Annotated in this window: 11 protein-coding genes and 1 tRNA gene; 11 read left to right on the top strand and 1 reads right to left on the bottom strand. The window is 28.6% G+C overall.

Going from position 1 to position 19,092, the window contains the following annotated elements; all coding sequences use genetic code 11:
• Nucleotides 1-377: 377 nt before the first annotated feature.
• Nucleotides 378-5,828 (top strand): PKD domain-containing protein, encoded by a 5,451-nt coding sequence (locus KO506_RS01835; protein WP_215993201.1) that lies wholly within the window; start codon nucleotides 378-380, stop codon nucleotides 5,826-5,828.
• 138 nt (nucleotides 5,829-5,966) lie between these two features.
• Here the strand turns inward: KO506_RS01835 and aroC are convergent, their stop codons facing one another.
• Nucleotides 5,967-7,031 (bottom strand): chorismate synthase, encoded by a 1,065-nt coding sequence (gene aroC, locus KO506_RS01830; RefSeq protein ID WP_215993200.1) that lies wholly within the window; start codon nucleotides 7,029-7,031, stop codon nucleotides 5,967-5,969.
• A 241-nt stretch (nucleotides 7,032-7,272) separates the two neighbouring features.
• Between aroC and KO506_RS01825 the strand changes: the two genes are divergently transcribed.
• The 10 genes from KO506_RS01825 to KO506_RS01780 all read left to right on the top strand — a co-directional run bounded on the left by KO506_RS01825 (nucleotide 7,273) and on the right by KO506_RS01780 (nucleotide 19,050).
• Nucleotides 7,273-7,357, top strand: a tRNA-Ser gene (locus KO506_RS01825).
• 413 nt (nucleotides 7,358-7,770) lie between these two features.
• Nucleotides 7,771-8,856 (top strand): adenylate/guanylate cyclase domain-containing protein, encoded by a 1,086-nt coding sequence (locus KO506_RS01820; protein WP_215993199.1) that lies wholly within the window; start codon nucleotides 7,771-7,773, stop codon nucleotides 8,854-8,856.
• Nucleotides 8,857-9,011: 155 nt separating this feature from the next.
• Complete coding sequence (locus KO506_RS01815) at nucleotides 9,012-10,784, top strand: helix-turn-helix domain-containing protein (RefSeq protein ID WP_215993198.1); 1,773 nt, start codon at nucleotides 9,012-9,014, stop codon at nucleotides 10,782-10,784.
• Nucleotides 10,785-10,972: 188 nt separating this feature from the next.
• A complete protein-coding gene (locus KO506_RS01810; protein ID WP_215993197.1) occupies nucleotides 10,973-12,226 on the top strand; it encodes a serine hydrolase domain-containing protein in 1,254 nt (417 codons plus the stop codon).
• Between the two features lie 53 nt (nucleotides 12,227-12,279).
• On the top strand, nucleotides 12,280-13,140 hold the full coding sequence (locus tag KO506_RS01805; RefSeq protein ID WP_215993196.1) for an SDR family oxidoreductase: 861 nt from the start codon (nucleotides 12,280-12,282) through the stop codon (nucleotides 13,138-13,140).
• Nucleotides 13,141-13,300: 160 nt separating this feature from the next.
• Nucleotides 13,301-13,900, top strand: a complete 600-nt coding sequence (locus KO506_RS01800; protein ID WP_215993195.1) for a hypothetical protein — start codon at nucleotides 13,301-13,303, stop codon at nucleotides 13,898-13,900.
• Between the two features lie 7 nt (nucleotides 13,901-13,907).
• Nucleotides 13,908-14,777 (top strand): alpha/beta fold hydrolase, encoded by an 870-nt coding sequence (locus tag KO506_RS01795; protein WP_215993194.1) that lies wholly within the window; start codon nucleotides 13,908-13,910, stop codon nucleotides 14,775-14,777.
• On the top strand, nucleotides 14,774-15,907 hold the full coding sequence (locus KO506_RS01790) for a serine hydrolase domain-containing protein (RefSeq protein ID WP_215993193.1): 1,134 nt from the start codon (nucleotides 14,774-14,776) through the stop codon (nucleotides 15,905-15,907). Before KO506_RS01795 ends, KO506_RS01790 begins: the two co-directional genes overlap by 4 nt.
• A gap of 46 nt (nucleotides 15,908-15,953) precedes the next feature.
• Complete coding sequence (locus tag KO506_RS01785; RefSeq protein ID WP_215993192.1) at nucleotides 15,954-17,195, top strand: S41 family peptidase; 1,242 nt, start codon at nucleotides 15,954-15,956, stop codon at nucleotides 17,193-17,195.
• A 61-nt stretch (nucleotides 17,196-17,256) separates the two neighbouring features.
• Nucleotides 17,257-19,050: a helix-turn-helix domain-containing protein gene (locus KO506_RS01780; RefSeq protein WP_215993191.1), complete on the top strand. Its 1,794-nt coding sequence runs from the start codon at nucleotides 17,257-17,259 to the stop codon at nucleotides 19,048-19,050.
• Nucleotides 19,051-19,092 lie beyond the last annotated feature (42 nt).

Raw genomic sequence — 19,092 nt, 5'->3', positions numbered from 1 at the left:
AAAGATGCACTAATAATCATTTATTATTGCTTGTTTCCCTAGATAGTTTAATCTTTTATATTCACTCAATTTTCTTTAGTAATTAGGTTAATTTTTCTTTGTTAATAATGTTTTTTTTGTATTGTAGTGTTAATGTATTGTTTTTTAATTTGTAATTTTTTACATATTTTTTTTAGTAAAAACCTAATATTAATAAGGTTATAAGTGCTTATTTATATAAAAGTGCATTTTTTTTTACGTATTGTTTAAGTAGTGCTGAAGTAATTGTTTTATTTATTTAATAAAATGATATTTGAAAGACTATAAACAAATATTTGATAATTAACTGCTAAAATTTTAAATAAAATTTAAAATTTTATGAAAAAAACTAAACTATTATGAAAAAAATCGTTCTAAAATTATGTCTTACTTTATTGTTAATTCTAGGTACACAACTTACGTTTGCGCAAGTTGGCCAAGTTCTTTGGGAAGATGAATTCGATACTTTAAATAAAGAACTTTGGAATGTGGACATAGGTAATGGTTGTCCAGAACTCTGTGGGTGGGGAAACCAAGAACTTCAAACCTATCAAAATGAGAATGTTTATATTGAAGAAATTCCGGGTGAACCTGGAAATTATGCTTTGGTACTTGAAGCAAAAAAACAATCAATTGGAGATAATGCTTTTACTTCAGGAAAAGTAACAACAAAAAATAAATTAGGTGTTAAATATGGGATGGTAGAGTTTCGTATAAAAGTGCCAAATGACCTTAGCAAGGGTTTATGGCCTGCAGCTTGGCTCTTAGGAACTAATCAAGTTTCAGAAGGGTGGCCTCGTAGTGGAGAAATAGATATGATGGAAATGGGGCATAATTCACAATTTAGAATAGATCAAGAACTTCCAAGTACAAATGAAAATAATTTAATTGGTGGAAATCTAATTTTTTATAGTGATGCAGCATGTGCAGATAACAATCCAGATTGTGCTGCTAGTATTGCTTATGATAAATGGTACAATGTACCCTATACAACTGCAGAGACACTTACAGATAGGTTTATGATCTATAGAATGTATTGGGATGAAAATGAGATTAGATTAACTGTAGAAGATAATGGCTCAGTTCATAATTTATATACAGGTCCTTTTCCTATAGGGGAAGACGCCAATGAATTTAGAAAACCTTTTTACTTATTAATGAATTTAGCTGTCGGAGGTAATTTTACAGATGCTTTAACCGATAGTCAAGTTTCTGCAGATTTACCAGGTAAAATGTATATCGATTATGTAAGAATTAAAAAGTGGAATGGTAAAGGAGAGGTATTTACTCCAGAAAAATTGATGGCGAATGCAGGTGCAGACAAAAAAATAAATGCTGGAGAACCTTTACAGTTAGATGCCTCTGGTAGTTACGGTCCTATTTCATCCTATTCTTGGAAAATAAATGGTACAGAGGTTTCTACTTCAGAAAAGCACGAAGTTTCTTTAGATCTGGGTGATTATGATGTAGAACTTACCATAACTGATACAAATGGAAATTTTCAAAAAGATAAGATTATTGTTTCTGTTGGGGGGCAAATTATTGGAGAAACAATTTGGGAAGATCAATTTAATTCTTTTAATACAGATAATTGGAACATTTCAGAAGGAAATGGATGTGAAGAAGATCTCTGCGGATGGGGAAATCAAGAGCTTGAAACCTATCAAAAAGATAATGTATATGTAGAAGAAATTGCTGGTGAACCAGGTAATTACGCGTTGGTTTTAGAAGCTAAAAAAGAAACTTTAGGTCAAAATGAATTTACATCAGGTAAAGTTACCACAGAAAATAAAGTAGCCATTAAATATGGTGTTGTAGAAGTAAGAATGAAAGTGCCAGATTTAGAAAATGGTCTTTGGCCTGCAGCATGGCTTCTTGGAATTAACCACAGAACTGCTGGTTGGCCTCAATCTGGTGAAATAGATATGATGGAAATGGGGCATAGCAGCAATGTTCGTCAAGAAGAAGGGCATTCAGGTTCTCCAAACAATTTTGTTGGTGGAAATGTAATTTGGTATTCAGACCAAGCTTGTGATCCAGAAAACCAAGATTGTGCAGCTAGTATTGCCTATGATAAACATTACACAACACCTTATATGTCATCATCACCAATGAATAATCGTTTTGTTACATATAGAATGTATTGGAATGAAAGTCAAATTAGATTAACTGCAGTTGATAATGGTGTAGAACACGATTTGTACACGAATCCGTTTCCATTGGGCAGTAATGAGCAAGCTTTTAAAAAACCATTTTATTTTATTTTAAATTTAGCAGTTGGTGGTAATTTTGTAGGTATTAATAATGAAGAAAATATAACAGCTCCTTTTCCAGGTAAAATGTATATTGATTATGTAAAAGTTAGTAAATGGAATGGAGTAGGTAATGTAGTAAAATCTAATTCTGAATTATTAGCAAATGCTGGAGCCGATATTATTCTTGAAGATCTAGATAAGGATGGTGTAGAAGAGGTAAGTTTAAATAGTTCAGGAAGTTATGGTGCAGTAGCGTTTTACGAATGGAGTGAAAGTGGTGTGGTTTTATCTCAAGAAGCTAACCCTAAACTTTTTCTTTCTAGTGGTTTGCATTCTATTCAACTTAAAATTATAGATAGTGCAGGTAATGAGTCTATAGATGATGTTAAAGTTACTATCAGAGAAATTTTATGGGAAGAAAACTTTAATTCATTTAATTCAAATACTTGGAACAAAGATATTGGAAATGGGTGTCCTGATTTATGTGGTTGGGGTAATGAAGAACTAGAATATTATCAATCAGAAAATATATCTATTGAAGGTATTGAGAATGAAGGAGACAATAAAGCTTTAGTAATTGAAGCTAAAAAAGAAAATGCAGAAGGTTTTTCTTTTACTTCAGGTAAAGTAACTACTAAAGGAAAATTGAGTATTAGATATGGGTTAATTGAGACACGTTTAAAAGTACCTAATGATTTATCTACAGGTTTATGGCCAGCATTTTGGTTGTTAGGAAATAATGTAGATGAAGTTGGATGGCCAAAATCTGGAGAAATTGATATGATGGAAATGGGACATCGAAAAGAATTCAGAGATACTGAAGGATTTTCTAATAGTAATGAAAATCAGGTTGTAGGTGCTAATTTAATTTGGTATGAAGAAGGAGCTTGTAGTGGAAATGCAGATTGTGCTGCAAGTATAGCATTTGATAAATGGTACAATAAACCTTATGTTTCTAAAACTACATTAACAGATAGATTTTTAATTTATAGAATGTATTGGGATCCAAATCAAATACGATTAACTGTTGTAGATAATGGAGTAGAATTCGATCTATATACAGCACCTTTTCCTTTAGGAATAGAATCACAAGAATTTCAAAAGCCATTTTATTTAATTGCAAATTTAGCGGTTGGTGGTAATTTTACAGATGCAGCTTCTTCAAATGCTGTAACTGCAGATATGCCTGCCAAAATGCAGATAGATTATATTAGAATATTTAAACATAATGGGTATGGAGAAGTGTCCGAAGGAAATGGTCTTATTGCAAATGCAGGGCCAGATGTTATAAAATTAGATGAAAATAAAGATGGTTTAGAAAATATAGTTTTAGATGGTACAGGGAGTATCAATCATAATGGAACTATAGTTAATTATTCTTGGACAATTGATGGAAATGAAGTTGGTAATAAAGAATTTGTTTCTTTAGAATTAGCAAGAGGTGTTTATGAAGTTCTGTTAACAATTAAAGATGAAGATGGAAATACTGCAACAGATAAAGTACTTGTTACAATTAGTAATGGAGGATTAGCGCCAGTTGCAAATGCAGGAGATGATATTGTTTTAGAAGATGATAATGAAGATGATCTGGTATTTGTAACATTAGATGGTTCGTTATCAGAAGCAACCAATTCTCCAATTACATTTTATAAATGGTTAAAAGACGATGTTGAGTTGGCAACTGGAAGTCAAGTTGAAATTGAATTAAGTACAGGTATTCATACAATTACTCTAGAAGTAACTGATGAAGATGAATTGGTGGGTACAGATGAAATTTTAGTAACAATAATTGACCCAGATAATATTCCTCCAGTAGCAAATGCAGGAAATGATAGAACTATAAATGATGAAGATGGAGATGATTTAGTTGATGTTATTCTAGATGCATCTAACAGTACAGATGCAGATGGTACAATTGAAAAGTATGAATGGTTCATCAATAATGAGCTAATTAAAACAGGAATTAACCCTAGTATTAATTTATCTACAGGTGTATACGAAATAACTCTAAAGTTAACTGATAATGATGGTGTTTCTTCTACAGATGTTGTTAAATATATCATTTTAGATCCTGAAAATGAATTACCAACAGCAATCATTGGAGAAGATGTTTTACTTATTGATGAAAATTTGGATGGTGTTGAAACTTATATATTAAATGCTGAAAATAGTTCAGATTCAGATGGAGAAATCATATTGTATACTTGGAAAGAAAACGAAATTATATTAGGTAAGGGCGTGCAACTAGAAATGGACTTTGATTTAGGAGTACATACTATAGTACTAGAAATTACAGATAATGATGGTGCTGTAGTTACTACTAGTATAAACCTTACTGTAAACCAATTGCCAATAGCTTTTGCAGGTAATGATATTGTTCAAATTGATACAGATTCAAATGGTAATGAAAATATTCAATTAAATGCATCAGGTAGTGCAGATGCTGATGGATCTATAATAAATTATACTTGGTTTTATAAGAATGTAGAGATAGGTAATTCAGAAATAATCAATCACACTTTTAACATAGGAGCTCACACTGTTACATTGGAAGTAAAAGACAACTTCGGATCAATAAATTCTGATGAGCTTACAGTATTTGTCTCTAGAGTAAACAATACAGCTCCTGTTGCAAATGCTGGTGTAGATATTGAAATAATGGAAGACGATGGAAATGGAATTTTAGAAGTTCAGTTAGATGCTAGTAGCAGTAATGATGTAGATGGAGTAATTAATAGTTATAATTGGTACAGAAATGATGTACTTATTGCAGAAGGAATTCAAGTAACGGTTGAAGTAGAATTAGGAGAACATAACATAATGCTTAAAGTAATTGATAATGAAGGAGCTTCAGATTTAGATGAAATTTTAGTAAGTGTTATTGAGCGAAAAAATATTGCATTTAATAAAAATGTTTATACAAGTTCAAATGAAAACGATGGATATAAAGGGGCTTTAGCAGTTGATGGAAATAATGAAACCAGATGGGCTAGTAGTTTCTCTGAACCTGAGTGGATTTATGTTGATTTAGGTGATACATACAAGATAAGCGAAGTAATTTTGATTTGGGAAGCCGCTTATGCGAGTGCTTATCAAATTCAAATTTCGGATGATGCAAATACTTGGACAACCCTTATCTCAGAAAATACTTCTGATGGTGATATAGACCAGTTCAATGTATCTGGTGTTGGGAGATATATAAGAATGTACGGAACTTCTAGAGCAACTGTTTACGGAATGAGTTTATTTGAGTTCGAAGTGTATGGTATACCATTTTCTGATACTTTATCAAATGATGAAATAGTGATAACATCCAAAGTAAAAATTTATCCCAACCCAACAAAAGGTCCTATAAAACTAAAAATAACAGATGGAGACCCTAGCTTACATGTAACCGTAAGTTTAATTACAGGACAAAAAATATACCAAAAAGTACACAATACTATAACCAACGATTTAATATCAATAGATTTGAGTGATTATGCAAATGGTGTATATATTGTGTCTTTAAAAGGAGATCATATTAATAAATACATAAAAATAATTAAACAATAATTGCTAATTATGCATTTTAACTCTTAAAAGTCAATTAACTTTTAAGAGTTAAAATTGTATGAGAAAGTCTAATAAAACTTATTAAAAAAAAGCCTTGCAAATGTATTTTACAAGGCTTTTTAATTTATAAATAATAAATTAAACCGTTCTAGTTCTGTTTAGCAACATAAAATCTGCTAAAACCAAAGCAGTTAAAGCTTCTACAATAGGTACAGCTCTAGGCACAACACAAGGATCATGTCTTCCTTTACCAGTAATTTCTGTAACTTCATTTTCAGAATTAATGGTTTGTTGACTGCTCATAATAGTAGCAACTGGCTTAAAAGCTACTCTAAAATAAATATCCATTCCATTAGAAATTCCACCTTGTATTCCGCCAGATAAGTTAGATTTTGTAGAACCATCTGCGTTAAAAATGTCATTATGCTCAGAACCTTTCATTTTTGCACCACAAAATCCGCTACCAAACTCAAAACCTTTTACAGCATTTATAGATAACATTGCACTACCTAATTGAGCATGTAATTTATGAAAAATGGGTTCACCCAAACCAACTGGCACATTTTGGGCAACGCAGGTAATAGTTCCTCCAATAGTATCTCCAGCTTTTCTGATTTCTTTAATTTTGTCAATCATTTTTTCTGCGGATGTTTCATCAGGACAACGAACAATATTACTTTCTGTTTTAGAAAAATCTACCTCTTGATATGGTTTTTCCATAAAAATATCACCTACAGAAGAAGTAAACGCATTTATTTTAATGCTAGAAACTAATTGTTTAGCTAAAGCACCAGCAACCACCCAGTTTGCTGTTTCACGAGCAGAACTTCTTCCACCACCTCTATAATCTCTTAAACCATACTTTTGGTCGTAAGTATAATCTGCGTGCGAAGGTCTATATACATTTGTATTATGATTATAATCTTTACTTTTTTGATTAGTATTTTTAATTACAAAACCAATTGAAGTTCCAGTAGTTTTACCTTCAAAAATTCCAGATAAAAATTCTACAGTATCTGGTTCTTTACGTTGGGTAACAATTTTAGATTGTCCAGGTTTACGTCTATTTAGTTCATCTTGAATAGCTTCGAAATCAACTTCTAAACCAGCAGGAAAACCATCTATAATACCACCAATAGCGGTTCCATGAGATTCTCCGTAAGTTGTTACTTTTAATAAATTTCCAAAAGAGTTAAACGACATAATTAAAAATTATAATTTTCTACAAATATAATGAAAGTACTTTATAGTTTTTGAAAGTTAAATCTTGTTCTAATGATTTCTAAAATCTATTAAATAACTTTAACTGCTGACTTTTAGTGATATAAAATTATAATTTTAAGATATTCAAAAAAAATAAAAATTATTTGTTTTTTTTGTTTCACAAAATAAAAAAGGTTTATATATTTGCATCCGCATTCAGGAAATACCTGATGAGACTCTTGGAGAAATGGCAGAGTGGTCGAATGCGGCAGTCTTGAAAACTGTTGACTGTAACAGGTCCGGGGGTTCGAATCCCTCTTTCTCCGCTGATAGATTTTAATTAATCATTCAAACCCTTTAAAACTATGTTTTAAAGGGTTTTTACTTTTTCGTAAAAACATAAAGTTTATTAAATCATAAAAATTAGTGAGACTGAATTTTTTTGTATCCCTTTGATATAAAGGTTTTAAAAATTAATTAGCTAAAAGTAGTTCAAACTACGGTTTTTTAGTGTTTTTAAAATATTGAAATTGTCTTTTTATAAAATTATTGATTTTCATGAATAACATCATTTTTTGGTTGTAAAAATTACAGTTATTTTAATACTAATTTTTGGGAATAAGTATTATTTTTTATTTGATATGAATTTTATTACTTATTAAATAATGATAGAAGTTGATGCAAAATAATCCTTTTGTACATTTGTGATAAATCAGTTTTACAGATGTCAATTATAACCATGAAATACAAAAGAATTTTTTTAAAAATTCTTCCTTTTGGTATCATTTGGTTGCTATTAGGTTTGTTGTTTTTATGGATTGAGTATGCATCTATAAATACTACAATAAACCAAGAAATCTCTAAATCAGCAATTTATATCACTCCTAAAATTGTACTTTTTGCAAGTATTAGTATATTTTTTATTGGATGTTTTGTCGGGTTTTTAGAAGTAAGATTAATCAATAAATTTTTCGTTAAAAAAAGTTTTCCATCAAAATTAATTGGAAAATTTATAATTTATGTGGTGTTGATGAATCTTTTAACGTTTGTGTTTTATCTGCTAGCAGCAAGTATAGAAATGCAAAAATCGGTGTTTAGTTTAGCTGTTTTTGAAAGGTATAAACTCTTCTTTTTTAGCATTACCAACATTAGTACTAGCATTCAATTGGCATTTTCTATGCTTGTATCTTTATTATATGCAGAAATTAGCGACAACCTTGGTCAGAATGTGTTATTAAACTTTTTTATTGGTAAATATCATAAGCCAGTTGTAGAAAACCGAACTTTTATGTTTACTGATATGAAAGATTCTACTCGAATTGCAGAAACATTAGGTAATGTAAAATACTTTAACTTTTTAAGGTCTTATTATAATGATTTGTCAGAATCTATTTTAAATTATAATGGAGAAGTATATCAATATATAGGAGATGAAATTGTAATTTCTTGGCAAAACAAGAATGCTAATTCTGAAGTGCAAAGTGTAAATTGTTTTTTTGATATGAAGAAAAAATTATCAGAAAAAAAAGACAAATATTTAAAAGAATATAACGTTTTTCCTGAGTTTAAAGCTGCTGTTCATAAAGGAGAAGTTACTGTAGGAGAAATTGGTGCTCTAAAAAAAGAAATCTTTTTTACTGGCGATGTTTTAAATACAACTGCTCGAATTCAAAATTTATGCAATGAATTTAAAATGGATTTATTGGTATCCGATTTAATTGCAAAAAACTTAGAGTCAAACAGTTTTGTTTTAAAACGAATGGATAATATCGTTTTAAAAGGAAAATCAAATACTATTAATATTGTCGGAGTTCAAAAAAAGTAATAGAAGTGAATTTAATACCAAGAAATTCAATTGATTTTAATTTCGTAATAAATTATAAATCGAGTTTAAATAATCAAAATCAAATCTCTATCTTTTTAAAAAAGTATATCTTGCGTTAAGCTTTTGGCTTCTTATTTATAATTAAGTAATTGCAAATGAAAAATAATAAATCCATAGCAGTTTTACCTTTCGTTAATTTAAGTAACGATTCAGATAATGAATACTTTAGTGATGGTATTACTGAAGAAATTATAAACGCTTTAACTAAAATACAAAACCTAAAAGTAATAGCAAGAACATCTTCTTTTGCATTTAAAGGTAAAAATATTGATGTAAGAAAAGTAGGTAAACAATTAAGTGTTTCCACTTTATTAGAAGGTAGTGTTAGAAAAGCAAATAATAGAGTTAGAATAACTGCACAATTAATAGATACCAAAGATGGTAGCCATTATTGGTCTAAAAATTTTGATAAAGAACTTGTAGATATATTTAAATTACAAGATGAAATCAGTTTATTAATTGCTAATGAAGTTCGTAATAATTTCGGGCATTTTGATATTCAAGAACATTTAGTAAAAAAACCAACAGATAGTGTAGATGCTTACGAACTTTTCTTAAAAGGACGTTATTCTCAATTACAATGGACACCACAATCTATGCGTACTGCAATAGAATTTTACGATAGTGCAATTGCTGCTGATAAAAATTATGCAAAAGCATATTACGCAAATCTGCAATGTTATGGTTTATTAGCTGCTTGGGGCTTTATGCCTTATCAAGAAGGTATAGAAAAAGCTATAGGATATTTTTTAAAAGCAAAAGAAATAGATACACAATTGCCAGAATACCCTCAATCTTTTGTGGGTAGAAGTTTGTGGGGAGAGTGGGATTTTAAAACAGCTTATATTCATATTAAAAAAGTTTTAGAATTTAACCCTAACTATACAGATGGTTTAGAAGCTATGGCTGAATTATTCATTGCTCACGGTTTTTTTAAACAAGCAATTATTTATGCAAAAAGGTTGTTAGAAATAGATCCATTATCAGCAAATAATTTATACACGCTTGCACACATTTATTATTATAAAAAAGATTTTGAAACTGCTTTAAATTATATAAGAAAAGCAATAAGTTTTGGACCAGATTTAGAATTAGCCAATCATTTACATGCTTTATGTTTAATATGGTTAAACAGAAAAGAGGAGTTTAACGATGCTGTAAAAAACCAGAAAACAATAGACTTATATAATTTATTGTACAGTGTTGCTAACGAAGGTATATCAGAAATACCTAATTATCAAATTGAAAAGTGGGTAAATGCAGAGAAAGAAGACACGCAATTAGCACCTTTACAATTATTTATTTTAGCCAATACTAAGCACCAAGAAATTGCTTTTAATTTGCTAAAAAAATACATAGATCAAAAACGAGGTCAAATAATAAATTACAGATTCGATCCTTTATTAGAAAAGTTAAAAACAAATACAGAATTCAAGAATTTACACCAAACAAATCTTTTTAAAGAAGATATTACTTTAGATGTAAAAACCAAAAAGAGTTCTAAAGCTATAGTTGATAAAGAAGAACAAGAAAGTTTTAAAGAAAAACTTTTAGACTATTTTAAAGAGAATGAACCGTATTTAAATTCTCAGTTGAGTTTAAATATTTTAGCAGATGAAGTTGATGTTCATCCTAATAAATTATCTTTTTTAATCAATGAAATTATGGGAATAAACTTTAACGAGTTTATGAATAAATATCGATTAAACCATTTTAAAAGCATAGCATTAAACCCAAAATTTAAACACATTACTATTTTAGGTTTGGCTTATGATAGTGGTTTTAACTCTAAAAGTGTGTTTAATACTTACTTTAAAAAAATAGAAGGCATTACTCCAAGCCATTGGGTAAAGTCTCAGAATACTTAATTAAAAAAAACACTTCTTAAATATTTAGAGCACGAAACATAACTAGTTTATGTTTCGTGTTTTTTATTTCAGCCAAATTGGTATAAAATAAATTTTAAAGATGTTCTGAATTATAATTTCGAACGATTGGCACTCGCATTAACTTCAATTTTGCAGCATCAAATTTTAAATAAATTAAAAATACCATTATGAAAACACTTAGCTATTTTACGATAATACTAATATTATCAATCACAACTTTAATGATGTCTTGTACAAATGATAAGAACATCGAAAATCCATCTTTAGATGGTATTAAAACAAATGCAGATTTATCTGAATATTTAGAGAGTCTTATTGAAACAAAAGGAGTTCCTGGCTTTACAGTAAATGTAAGTTTAGGTAGTAATATTGCTTTTCAAGAATCGTTTGGTTATGCAAATATTGCTAATCAAACTCCTTACACCAATCAAACAGTAAATAACTTAGCATCAATAAGTAAAACATTTTTAGGGGCAGCTACAGCAAAAGCAATTGAGCAAGGTCATTTTACTTTAGAGACAAATATTAATGATCTTTTACCTATTGATATTATTAATCCTAAAAACCCAAATGGAGTCATAAAAATTAAACATTTGGTTACGCATACTTCTGGTATTGTTGATGTTCCAGACACTTACATCAGCAGTAATTATTTCATTTTAAAGGATGAAGATGTAAATACAACAATTGGTAATATTTTGGTAAATGAATTGGGCATTCAACAAATGGAGCAAGTAGATTTAGATGAATATTTAGTAGAGATTTTTGATGAAGATGGAGATTTATACAATTTAGATAATTATTTAGACACAGAACCAGGTGAAACCTGGGCTTATTCTAATGATGCATCTTCGTTATTAGGCTATATAATTGAGTTTGTCTCTGGTGTTTCTTTTGATGAATATGTGGCTAATTATATATTAAATCCGTTACAAATGAACAATTCTACTTTTAATATTGATCAAGTAGATTTTCAGAATATGGCAACTTTATATTATGATGTAAATACACCATTTCCAAATTACGCAAATCACGGTTATGTAGAAGGTGGTTTGTATAGCAACAGTAATGATATGAGTAAATATTTATTAGATATGATGCGTGGAGCAAGAGGAGAATCTACTACTTTATTTTCAAATCAATATTATGACTTATTATTTTCTGAACAATTACAAAACGGAATTGTGCCTACAGAATTTGCAGAAAATCACGGTTTATTCTGGTATATGAATAACGGTTATTTAATGCATGGAGGTAATAGTTTAGGTATTTCATCTCAAATACAATTAAAAAAAGATGGTTCTGCAGGTTTCTTTATTATATCTAATATGGATGGAACTTTTACAGGAAATTCTGAAAAATGGGAAGTAGTTAAAACGCTTGTTACTAATGCAATTGAAGAATATATTTCTAATAATTAAAAATTTTGAGAGTATTTTAGTTTGATAAATACCCTCAAATTAAAGAGATATTTATGAAAAATATTGATGATAGAAAGATATTAATTGCTGGTGCAACAGGTTATTTAGGCAATCATATTCTTAACGTTTTAGATAAGAATAAAGAGCAAACAAGAGTAGTTACAAGAAGTACAAAAAAATTACAAGTATTTTCTGATTCACATATAGATATTAAGATTGCTGAAGTTACCAAACCAGAAACTTTGTTTGATGTTTGTAAAGGAATAGACATTGTAATTTCTACAGTGGGTATTACAAGGCAAAAAGATGGTTTAACATACATGGATGTAGATTATAAAGCCAATTTAAACCTTTTACAAGAAGCCATAAAAGCAGAGGTAAAACATTTTATTTATGTTTCTGCAATTAATGGTGATAAATACGAACATCTAAAAATATTCGAAGCCAAAGAAAAGTTTGTTTCAGAATTAAAAGCATCAGGCTTTCACTATACAATTGTAAGACCTAATGGTTTTTTTTCTGATATGAAAGACTTTCTGCAAATGGCTAAATCTGGTAGAGTTTATTTATTTGGTGATGGAAATCAAAAGTTTAACCCAATTTCTGGTGAGGATTTAGCCAATTTTATTTATGAGTTATTAGATACAAATGTTAAAGAGGTTTCTGTTGGTGGGCCAGATATTTTGAGCCTAAATGAAATTAGCAAAATGGCTCTACAGACTTTAAATAAACCTGTAAAAGTTACTCATCTGCCAGACGGATTTAGAAAATTTATAATCTGGAGTTTAAGAAAATTCACCAATGTAAAAACCTATGGACCTATAGAGTTTTTCTTAACACTTATGGCAGAAGACAATATCGCACCAAAATATGGTAAGCATAGATTAATCAATTTTTTTAAACAATCCTCTTAAATATTTCTACTTAAAAAAGTAACAAAATTATATCTATAGTCGTAATTCTTTACCTATCAATTTTAAAACAATAAGTACTGAATTATAAATCAGAACGATTCACTTTTAAATCAACTGCATCTTTGCAGTATAAAATTTTAATACAAACAAACAAATAAAAATGAAAACAAAAATGACAAGTAAAAAAATGATGAACAAATTAACGTTAATTGCATTCGTATTAATCTCTTTTTTATCACTAGAGCAAAATGCACAAGATAAACCAAATAGAGAAAAATTTATTTTCGAATTCGGAATTGGAGGTGGAGTAATTAGCTTAGAAAATAGCGAAGGCACTCAAACTTTTGATAAATCTCAAGGAACTTCGATTTTCCCAGATTTAAAAGTAGGGTATATGGTAAAAGAAAATTTAGCAATTACTGCTTCTTTGCCTGGTAATATTTATAGTTTTGAAGGAAATGATAGACATTTTGGTGGAATTTTACCTGGTGTACAATATTGGGTTTCTAACAAATGGTGGATAAATGGTAGTGTTGGTTTGGCAATAGATTCGCCTGCTTTGTATGATGTTAATGATGCAAATGATAATTGGGACTTTGGTAAAATGGTGTCATTTGGTGTTGGTTATGAGTTTTATCAGAAAGAAAACTTTGCAATGAATATTCAAAGTAAAGTATTATTAGGTAGTGTTAACTTAGACAACAATCAACATAGAGATGCAGCATCATTTGGGTTAAGTGTAGGGTTTAACTGGTTTTAAGAACAGTATGAAATCCAAAATAAAAAATACAGATAAAGCACAGATTTTAAATTTATATTATCAAAAATTAGATAATTTAGGTTTGGCATTTGAACTACAAACTGTAGAAACATCTTTTGGAGATACAAATGTTATTATTTTAGAAAACAATAAAAAACCACAATTAATATTGGTGCACGGCTTTTTGGGTTGTGCACCATTTGCCATAGAAACTTTAAAAGGGTTAGAAAAATATTTTAAAATTTATGCAATAGATGTTTTAGGTGAGCCTAATTTAAGTGATGAGTATTATTTAAATCCTACAGAAAAAGATCATAGCAAATGGTTTTATGAGGTTATATCTTGTTTGCAAGTGTATAATGCTTATTTAGTAGGTATTTCTTTAGGTGGTTTTATTGGTTTTAAAGGTTTAGTAACAAATTCTAAAAGATTTAAAAAAGCGTTTTTTATAAACCCAACAGGTGTTGTAAAATGGAATTTTTTTAAGACAGCTACACACATATTATTGCCATCTATATTATTTAAAAAATTTAATGATCAGAAATATTTATTAAAAATTTACAATAAACTATATCCCAAAAAAGATGTTTTGTCATTAAAATATTTATCAGAAAAAATAAAAATAACAGATATTGATGCATATAATTTTCCATTAATTTCTGAACAAGAAGCAATGTCAATACAAACACCATTATACATAATTGCATCAGAAGATGGTGTAATTTATAAAGGTAAAGCATTGATCGAAAATGCAAAAAAAATGTATCATTCTTTGCAAGGAGTAGTCTTTTTAAAAAACGCCAAACATATTTTGTCTAAAAAAGAGCATAAAATTGTAATTAATTTTATTTTAGAGAACACAAATACTGAAAGATGAATAACTTAGTCTTAATTTTAGCGATTTTATTAAATTCAGTTCTACTAACTGCACAAGAAAATATTGAAGTAAATATTACAAATATTTTTAATAAAGAATTAGCCAGAAATCAAATTCATAATGCATTTTTAAAAGTGTATTCTGCTTCTAAAAATCTAAATATAGATTTAGCAAAAGGCAATTTTGTAAACGGAGATCCATTATCAAAAAAGAATCCTTTTTATACAGCAAGTATTGGTAAAACATTTACAGCAACTAGTATTGCAATTTTAAAGGATAAAAACAAATTATCGTTTAAAGACAAAATAAGTAAGTTTCTTTCTGCGGATATTTTAAGCAAATTACACATTTTAGGAGGTAAAGATTATTCTAATGAAATTACCATAGAAAATCTTTTACAACATACTTCTGGTTTGCCAGATTATTTTGAAGATGTAACAATTGATGGTTCTCCAAATGTAATCAATCAGCTTTTTTTAAAGCCAGATAAAATATGGACTCCAATTGAATGTATACAGTTTACCAAACAAAAAATGAAACCATTATTTGCACCTGGTAAAGGCTATCATTATACAGATACAGAATATGTGCTTTTAGGTTTAATCATTGAAAAAGTTAGTGGAATGGAGCTCCATAATTTTATTAAACAAAATATTTTTAAGCCTTTGCATATGAATCATTCTTATTTTAATTTAAAATCAGAATCAAAAAAAAGCACCAATAAGATGGCTGATATTTATGTAGGTGATGCAGAGATTTCTAGTTTTAAAAGTTTATCTGCAGATTGGGCTGGAGGTGGAGTAGTTTCTACAGCTTCAGATTTAATTGCTTTTCAAAAAGCATTATTTAATAATAAAATTTTAGAACCAGAAACCTTAAAATCAATGCAAAAATGGATAGCAGAAACCCAAGGAATGTATTATGGTTTTGGTTTAAGAAAAATTGTTTTGCACGAATTGAGTCCGCAATTACCAAAATTAGAATTAATAGGTCATTCAGGTAGTACAGGCTCTTTTTTATATTATTGCCCTAATTTAGATGTCTACTTATCAGGCACTTTAAATCAAGTAGAAGCAGTGCAGAATACAATTAAGTTAATGGCAAATATCTTAGAAGAAACCTCTAAATAAATGAATTACTTTTTTAATGCAGTCTAATTTTTTAAACTTATAACTCATGAAAAACCATAAAATCACTAAGATTTATTTTTTGATATGTTTTAGTGTCTTTTTTCAAACCATTAACGCTCAAAAAACAAATTGGCAAGCAGATTTAAAAACATATAGCAGTCAACTTGAAGCAAAACATATCGATCTTTATCATAAAATAAGTAAACAAGGTTTTCAAAAATCGGTAGAAAGAATTCAAAATATTGCGAAATCAGAAGATGATTTTAAGACAATTATTGAGTTAATGAAATTAACCAAAAAAATAGGAGATGGGCATACAGCAGTTTCGTTAAGAAATTTAAATGTTCATCAATTTCCTTTTGATGTTCAACGTATAGAAAATAAATGGCGAGTTGTAAAAACACTTTCGTCCAAAGAAAATATTTTAAAAACGTCTTTAATTAAAGTTGATGGTGTTCCGATTTCAGAAGTAATAGCTAAGGTTTCACAAGTGGCACAATTTGTAGAAAATGAGCATTCACAAACTGTACGAACTGCAAGTAATTTAAATATAAGTGAATTGTTGTATCATTTAAATATCATCAAAAATAAAAAAACGGCACTTTTTACTTTTTTAGATGATGATAATAATGAAATTGAAGTAGAACTTTCAGCATTTAAAAACAATGAATTACAGCAGTTAAATTATGTAACATTTAAAGTTGGTGTGCCAGAAATAACCAAGCCTAAAAATTCTAAATTCGACTTTTTATGGTTTTCTTCTATCAAAAATAAAAATGCGATTTATATAAATTTCGAAAGCTATCCTAGCTTTAACGATATGCAAATTTTTGGGGAAAATTTAGTGAAATATATAGCTGAAAATAATACTAAAAACATTGTAATTGATCTACGTAAAAATGGTGGAGGTGATTTGTATATTGGTGTAATTTTGGCATATGCTCTTAATTTAGCAGATTCTGTAGACTGGAAAAATGGAGTTTATGTATTAACATCTAATGTTACTTTTTCTGCAGGAACAAGTAATGCAGCCTTGTTTAAACAAATGCTAAATGCTAAAATTGTAGGGCAACCAACAGGCTCTAATCCTACAGGTTATCAAGATATGGGGCAGTTTAGCCTACTAAACTCTAAATTAGTAATTACTTATTCAAAAAGAAAATTTAGGTTATCAGAAAAAATAACACAAGGTATTCAACCAGATATTTTATTGTACCCAAAATGGTCTAATTTTGCTTTGGGTAAAGATGATGTACTTTCTTTTGTTATCGATAATTTTGAGAATTAACCATAATTATTTCTTTTTTGTAAAAAACGATTTTCTATATTTATTGCTTTGTAAAAAAATAATGAAAGAATCTTTAAAATCTATTGCAGTTCTACCTTTTATCAATATGAGTAATAATATTGATAATGAGTATTTTTGCGATGGTTTAACTGAAGAAATTATCAATGCACTTGCAAAAATAAAACAGTTATCTGTTACTTCTAGAACTTCGTCTTTTTACTTTAAGAATCAGAAAATAACATCAAAAGAAGTTAGAAAAAAACTAGGTATTTCAATTTTTATAGAAGGTAGTGTAAGATTATCTGGCAATAAAATGAGAATTACGGTTCAGATGATAGACGCAATAGAAGATTATCATTTTTGGTCAGAAACTTTTGATAGAAATTTTAACGATGTATTTGCAGTTCAAGATGAAATAAGTCTTTTTATAGCGGAAAAATTAAGAGAACATATTGGTCATTTAGAAATTGAAGACAAACTTGTTACTCCTCTAAATGTTCCTGTAAATATTTACAAAGAATATTTAAAAGGAAGGTATTTTTTAATGAAATTAGATTACGAAAATACCTTAAAGGCAATTTCAATTTTTGAAGAAATTATAAAAAATGAACCTAATTTTCCAAATCCGTATTTAGATATCAACCAAGGTTATACGTATCTGGGGGCTATGGGTTTAATCTCTGCCTTTGAAGGTTTTCAAAAAGCGCAACCTTTTTTACAAAAAGCAATAGAATTAAATCCAAATTCATCTAAATTTCAATTAAATTTATCTTGGATTGCTTGTTGGCAAAATTGGGATTTAAAAAAGGCTTTTGAACACGCAAATAAAGCTTTAGAACTTCAGCCTTCTGATGAAGTTTATTTAACACTTTCTAATTATTTAACGGTTCAAGGTAAATTAAATACTGCTCATAATTATATAGATAAAGCTTTAGAATTAGATCCTTATGCAGCAATGAATCATGATTATAAAGGTTTTTTATATTATTTGCAGGAAGACTATAGCAAAGCAAATAGATACTTTAAAAAGGCATTAGAATTGAATAAAAAGCTGCCTTTTCCACATATTTATATAGGTCAAATTTTATTTTTAACAGGTAAGCCAGAACAAGCAATTTTATACTTTGAAAGTTTAGAAAATATTCAGGTAACAGATTTAACACAATTAGGTGGTTTAGCCATGTGTTATGCTGTATTAAAGAATGAAGAAGAATATACTAAAAAGATTATAGAATTAGAACAGTTTTTACAAACCGAAAAAATAGATAAAGTTTTAAATTTTCTAATTCTTACCAATGTACTTTTGGGTAATTATACAAAGGCTTTAGATTATATAGAGCAGGCTTTTAAAAACCATTTGCCATTAATTTTATTGTTAAATACAGAGCCAATTATAAAACCATTAAGAAATAAGCCTCGTTTTAAAAAAATAATGCTAAAAGCTATTTCTGATAATAAAAATTATAAAACCACTAAAAATTACAAGCAATCTTTATTAAATAAAGAGGAAGTTAGTTTATATGCAAACGAGCTAAAAAAGATAATGATAGATTATAAATTGTATTTAAATCCAGATTTGTCTTTAAAAGATATTGCATCTTATTTAGAGCTTCCTTCAAATTATGTTTCACAATTATTAAACCTTGGTTTTCAGAAAAATTTCTCAGAATTCACCAATACTTATAGAGTAAATGAATTTAAACAACGTATAGTTTTAGAAGAGAATAAAGGACTTACAATTATGGCAGTTGCTTACGATAGTGGTTTTAACTCTAAAACTGTTTTTAATACTTTTTTTAAAAAAATAGAAGGCTTAACACCAAATGCTTACTTAAAAAAGACTTTAAAAAATTAGTTTACTTTTTTAAACAAAACCCTTTTAATTTCCAAACAACTA

The organism is Polaribacter vadi (assembly GCF_018861005.1).
Lineage (GTDB): Bacteria > Bacteroidota > Bacteroidia > Flavobacteriales > Flavobacteriaceae > Polaribacter > Polaribacter vadi_A.
This window is presented reverse-complemented; position numbering and strand designations above follow the sequence as displayed.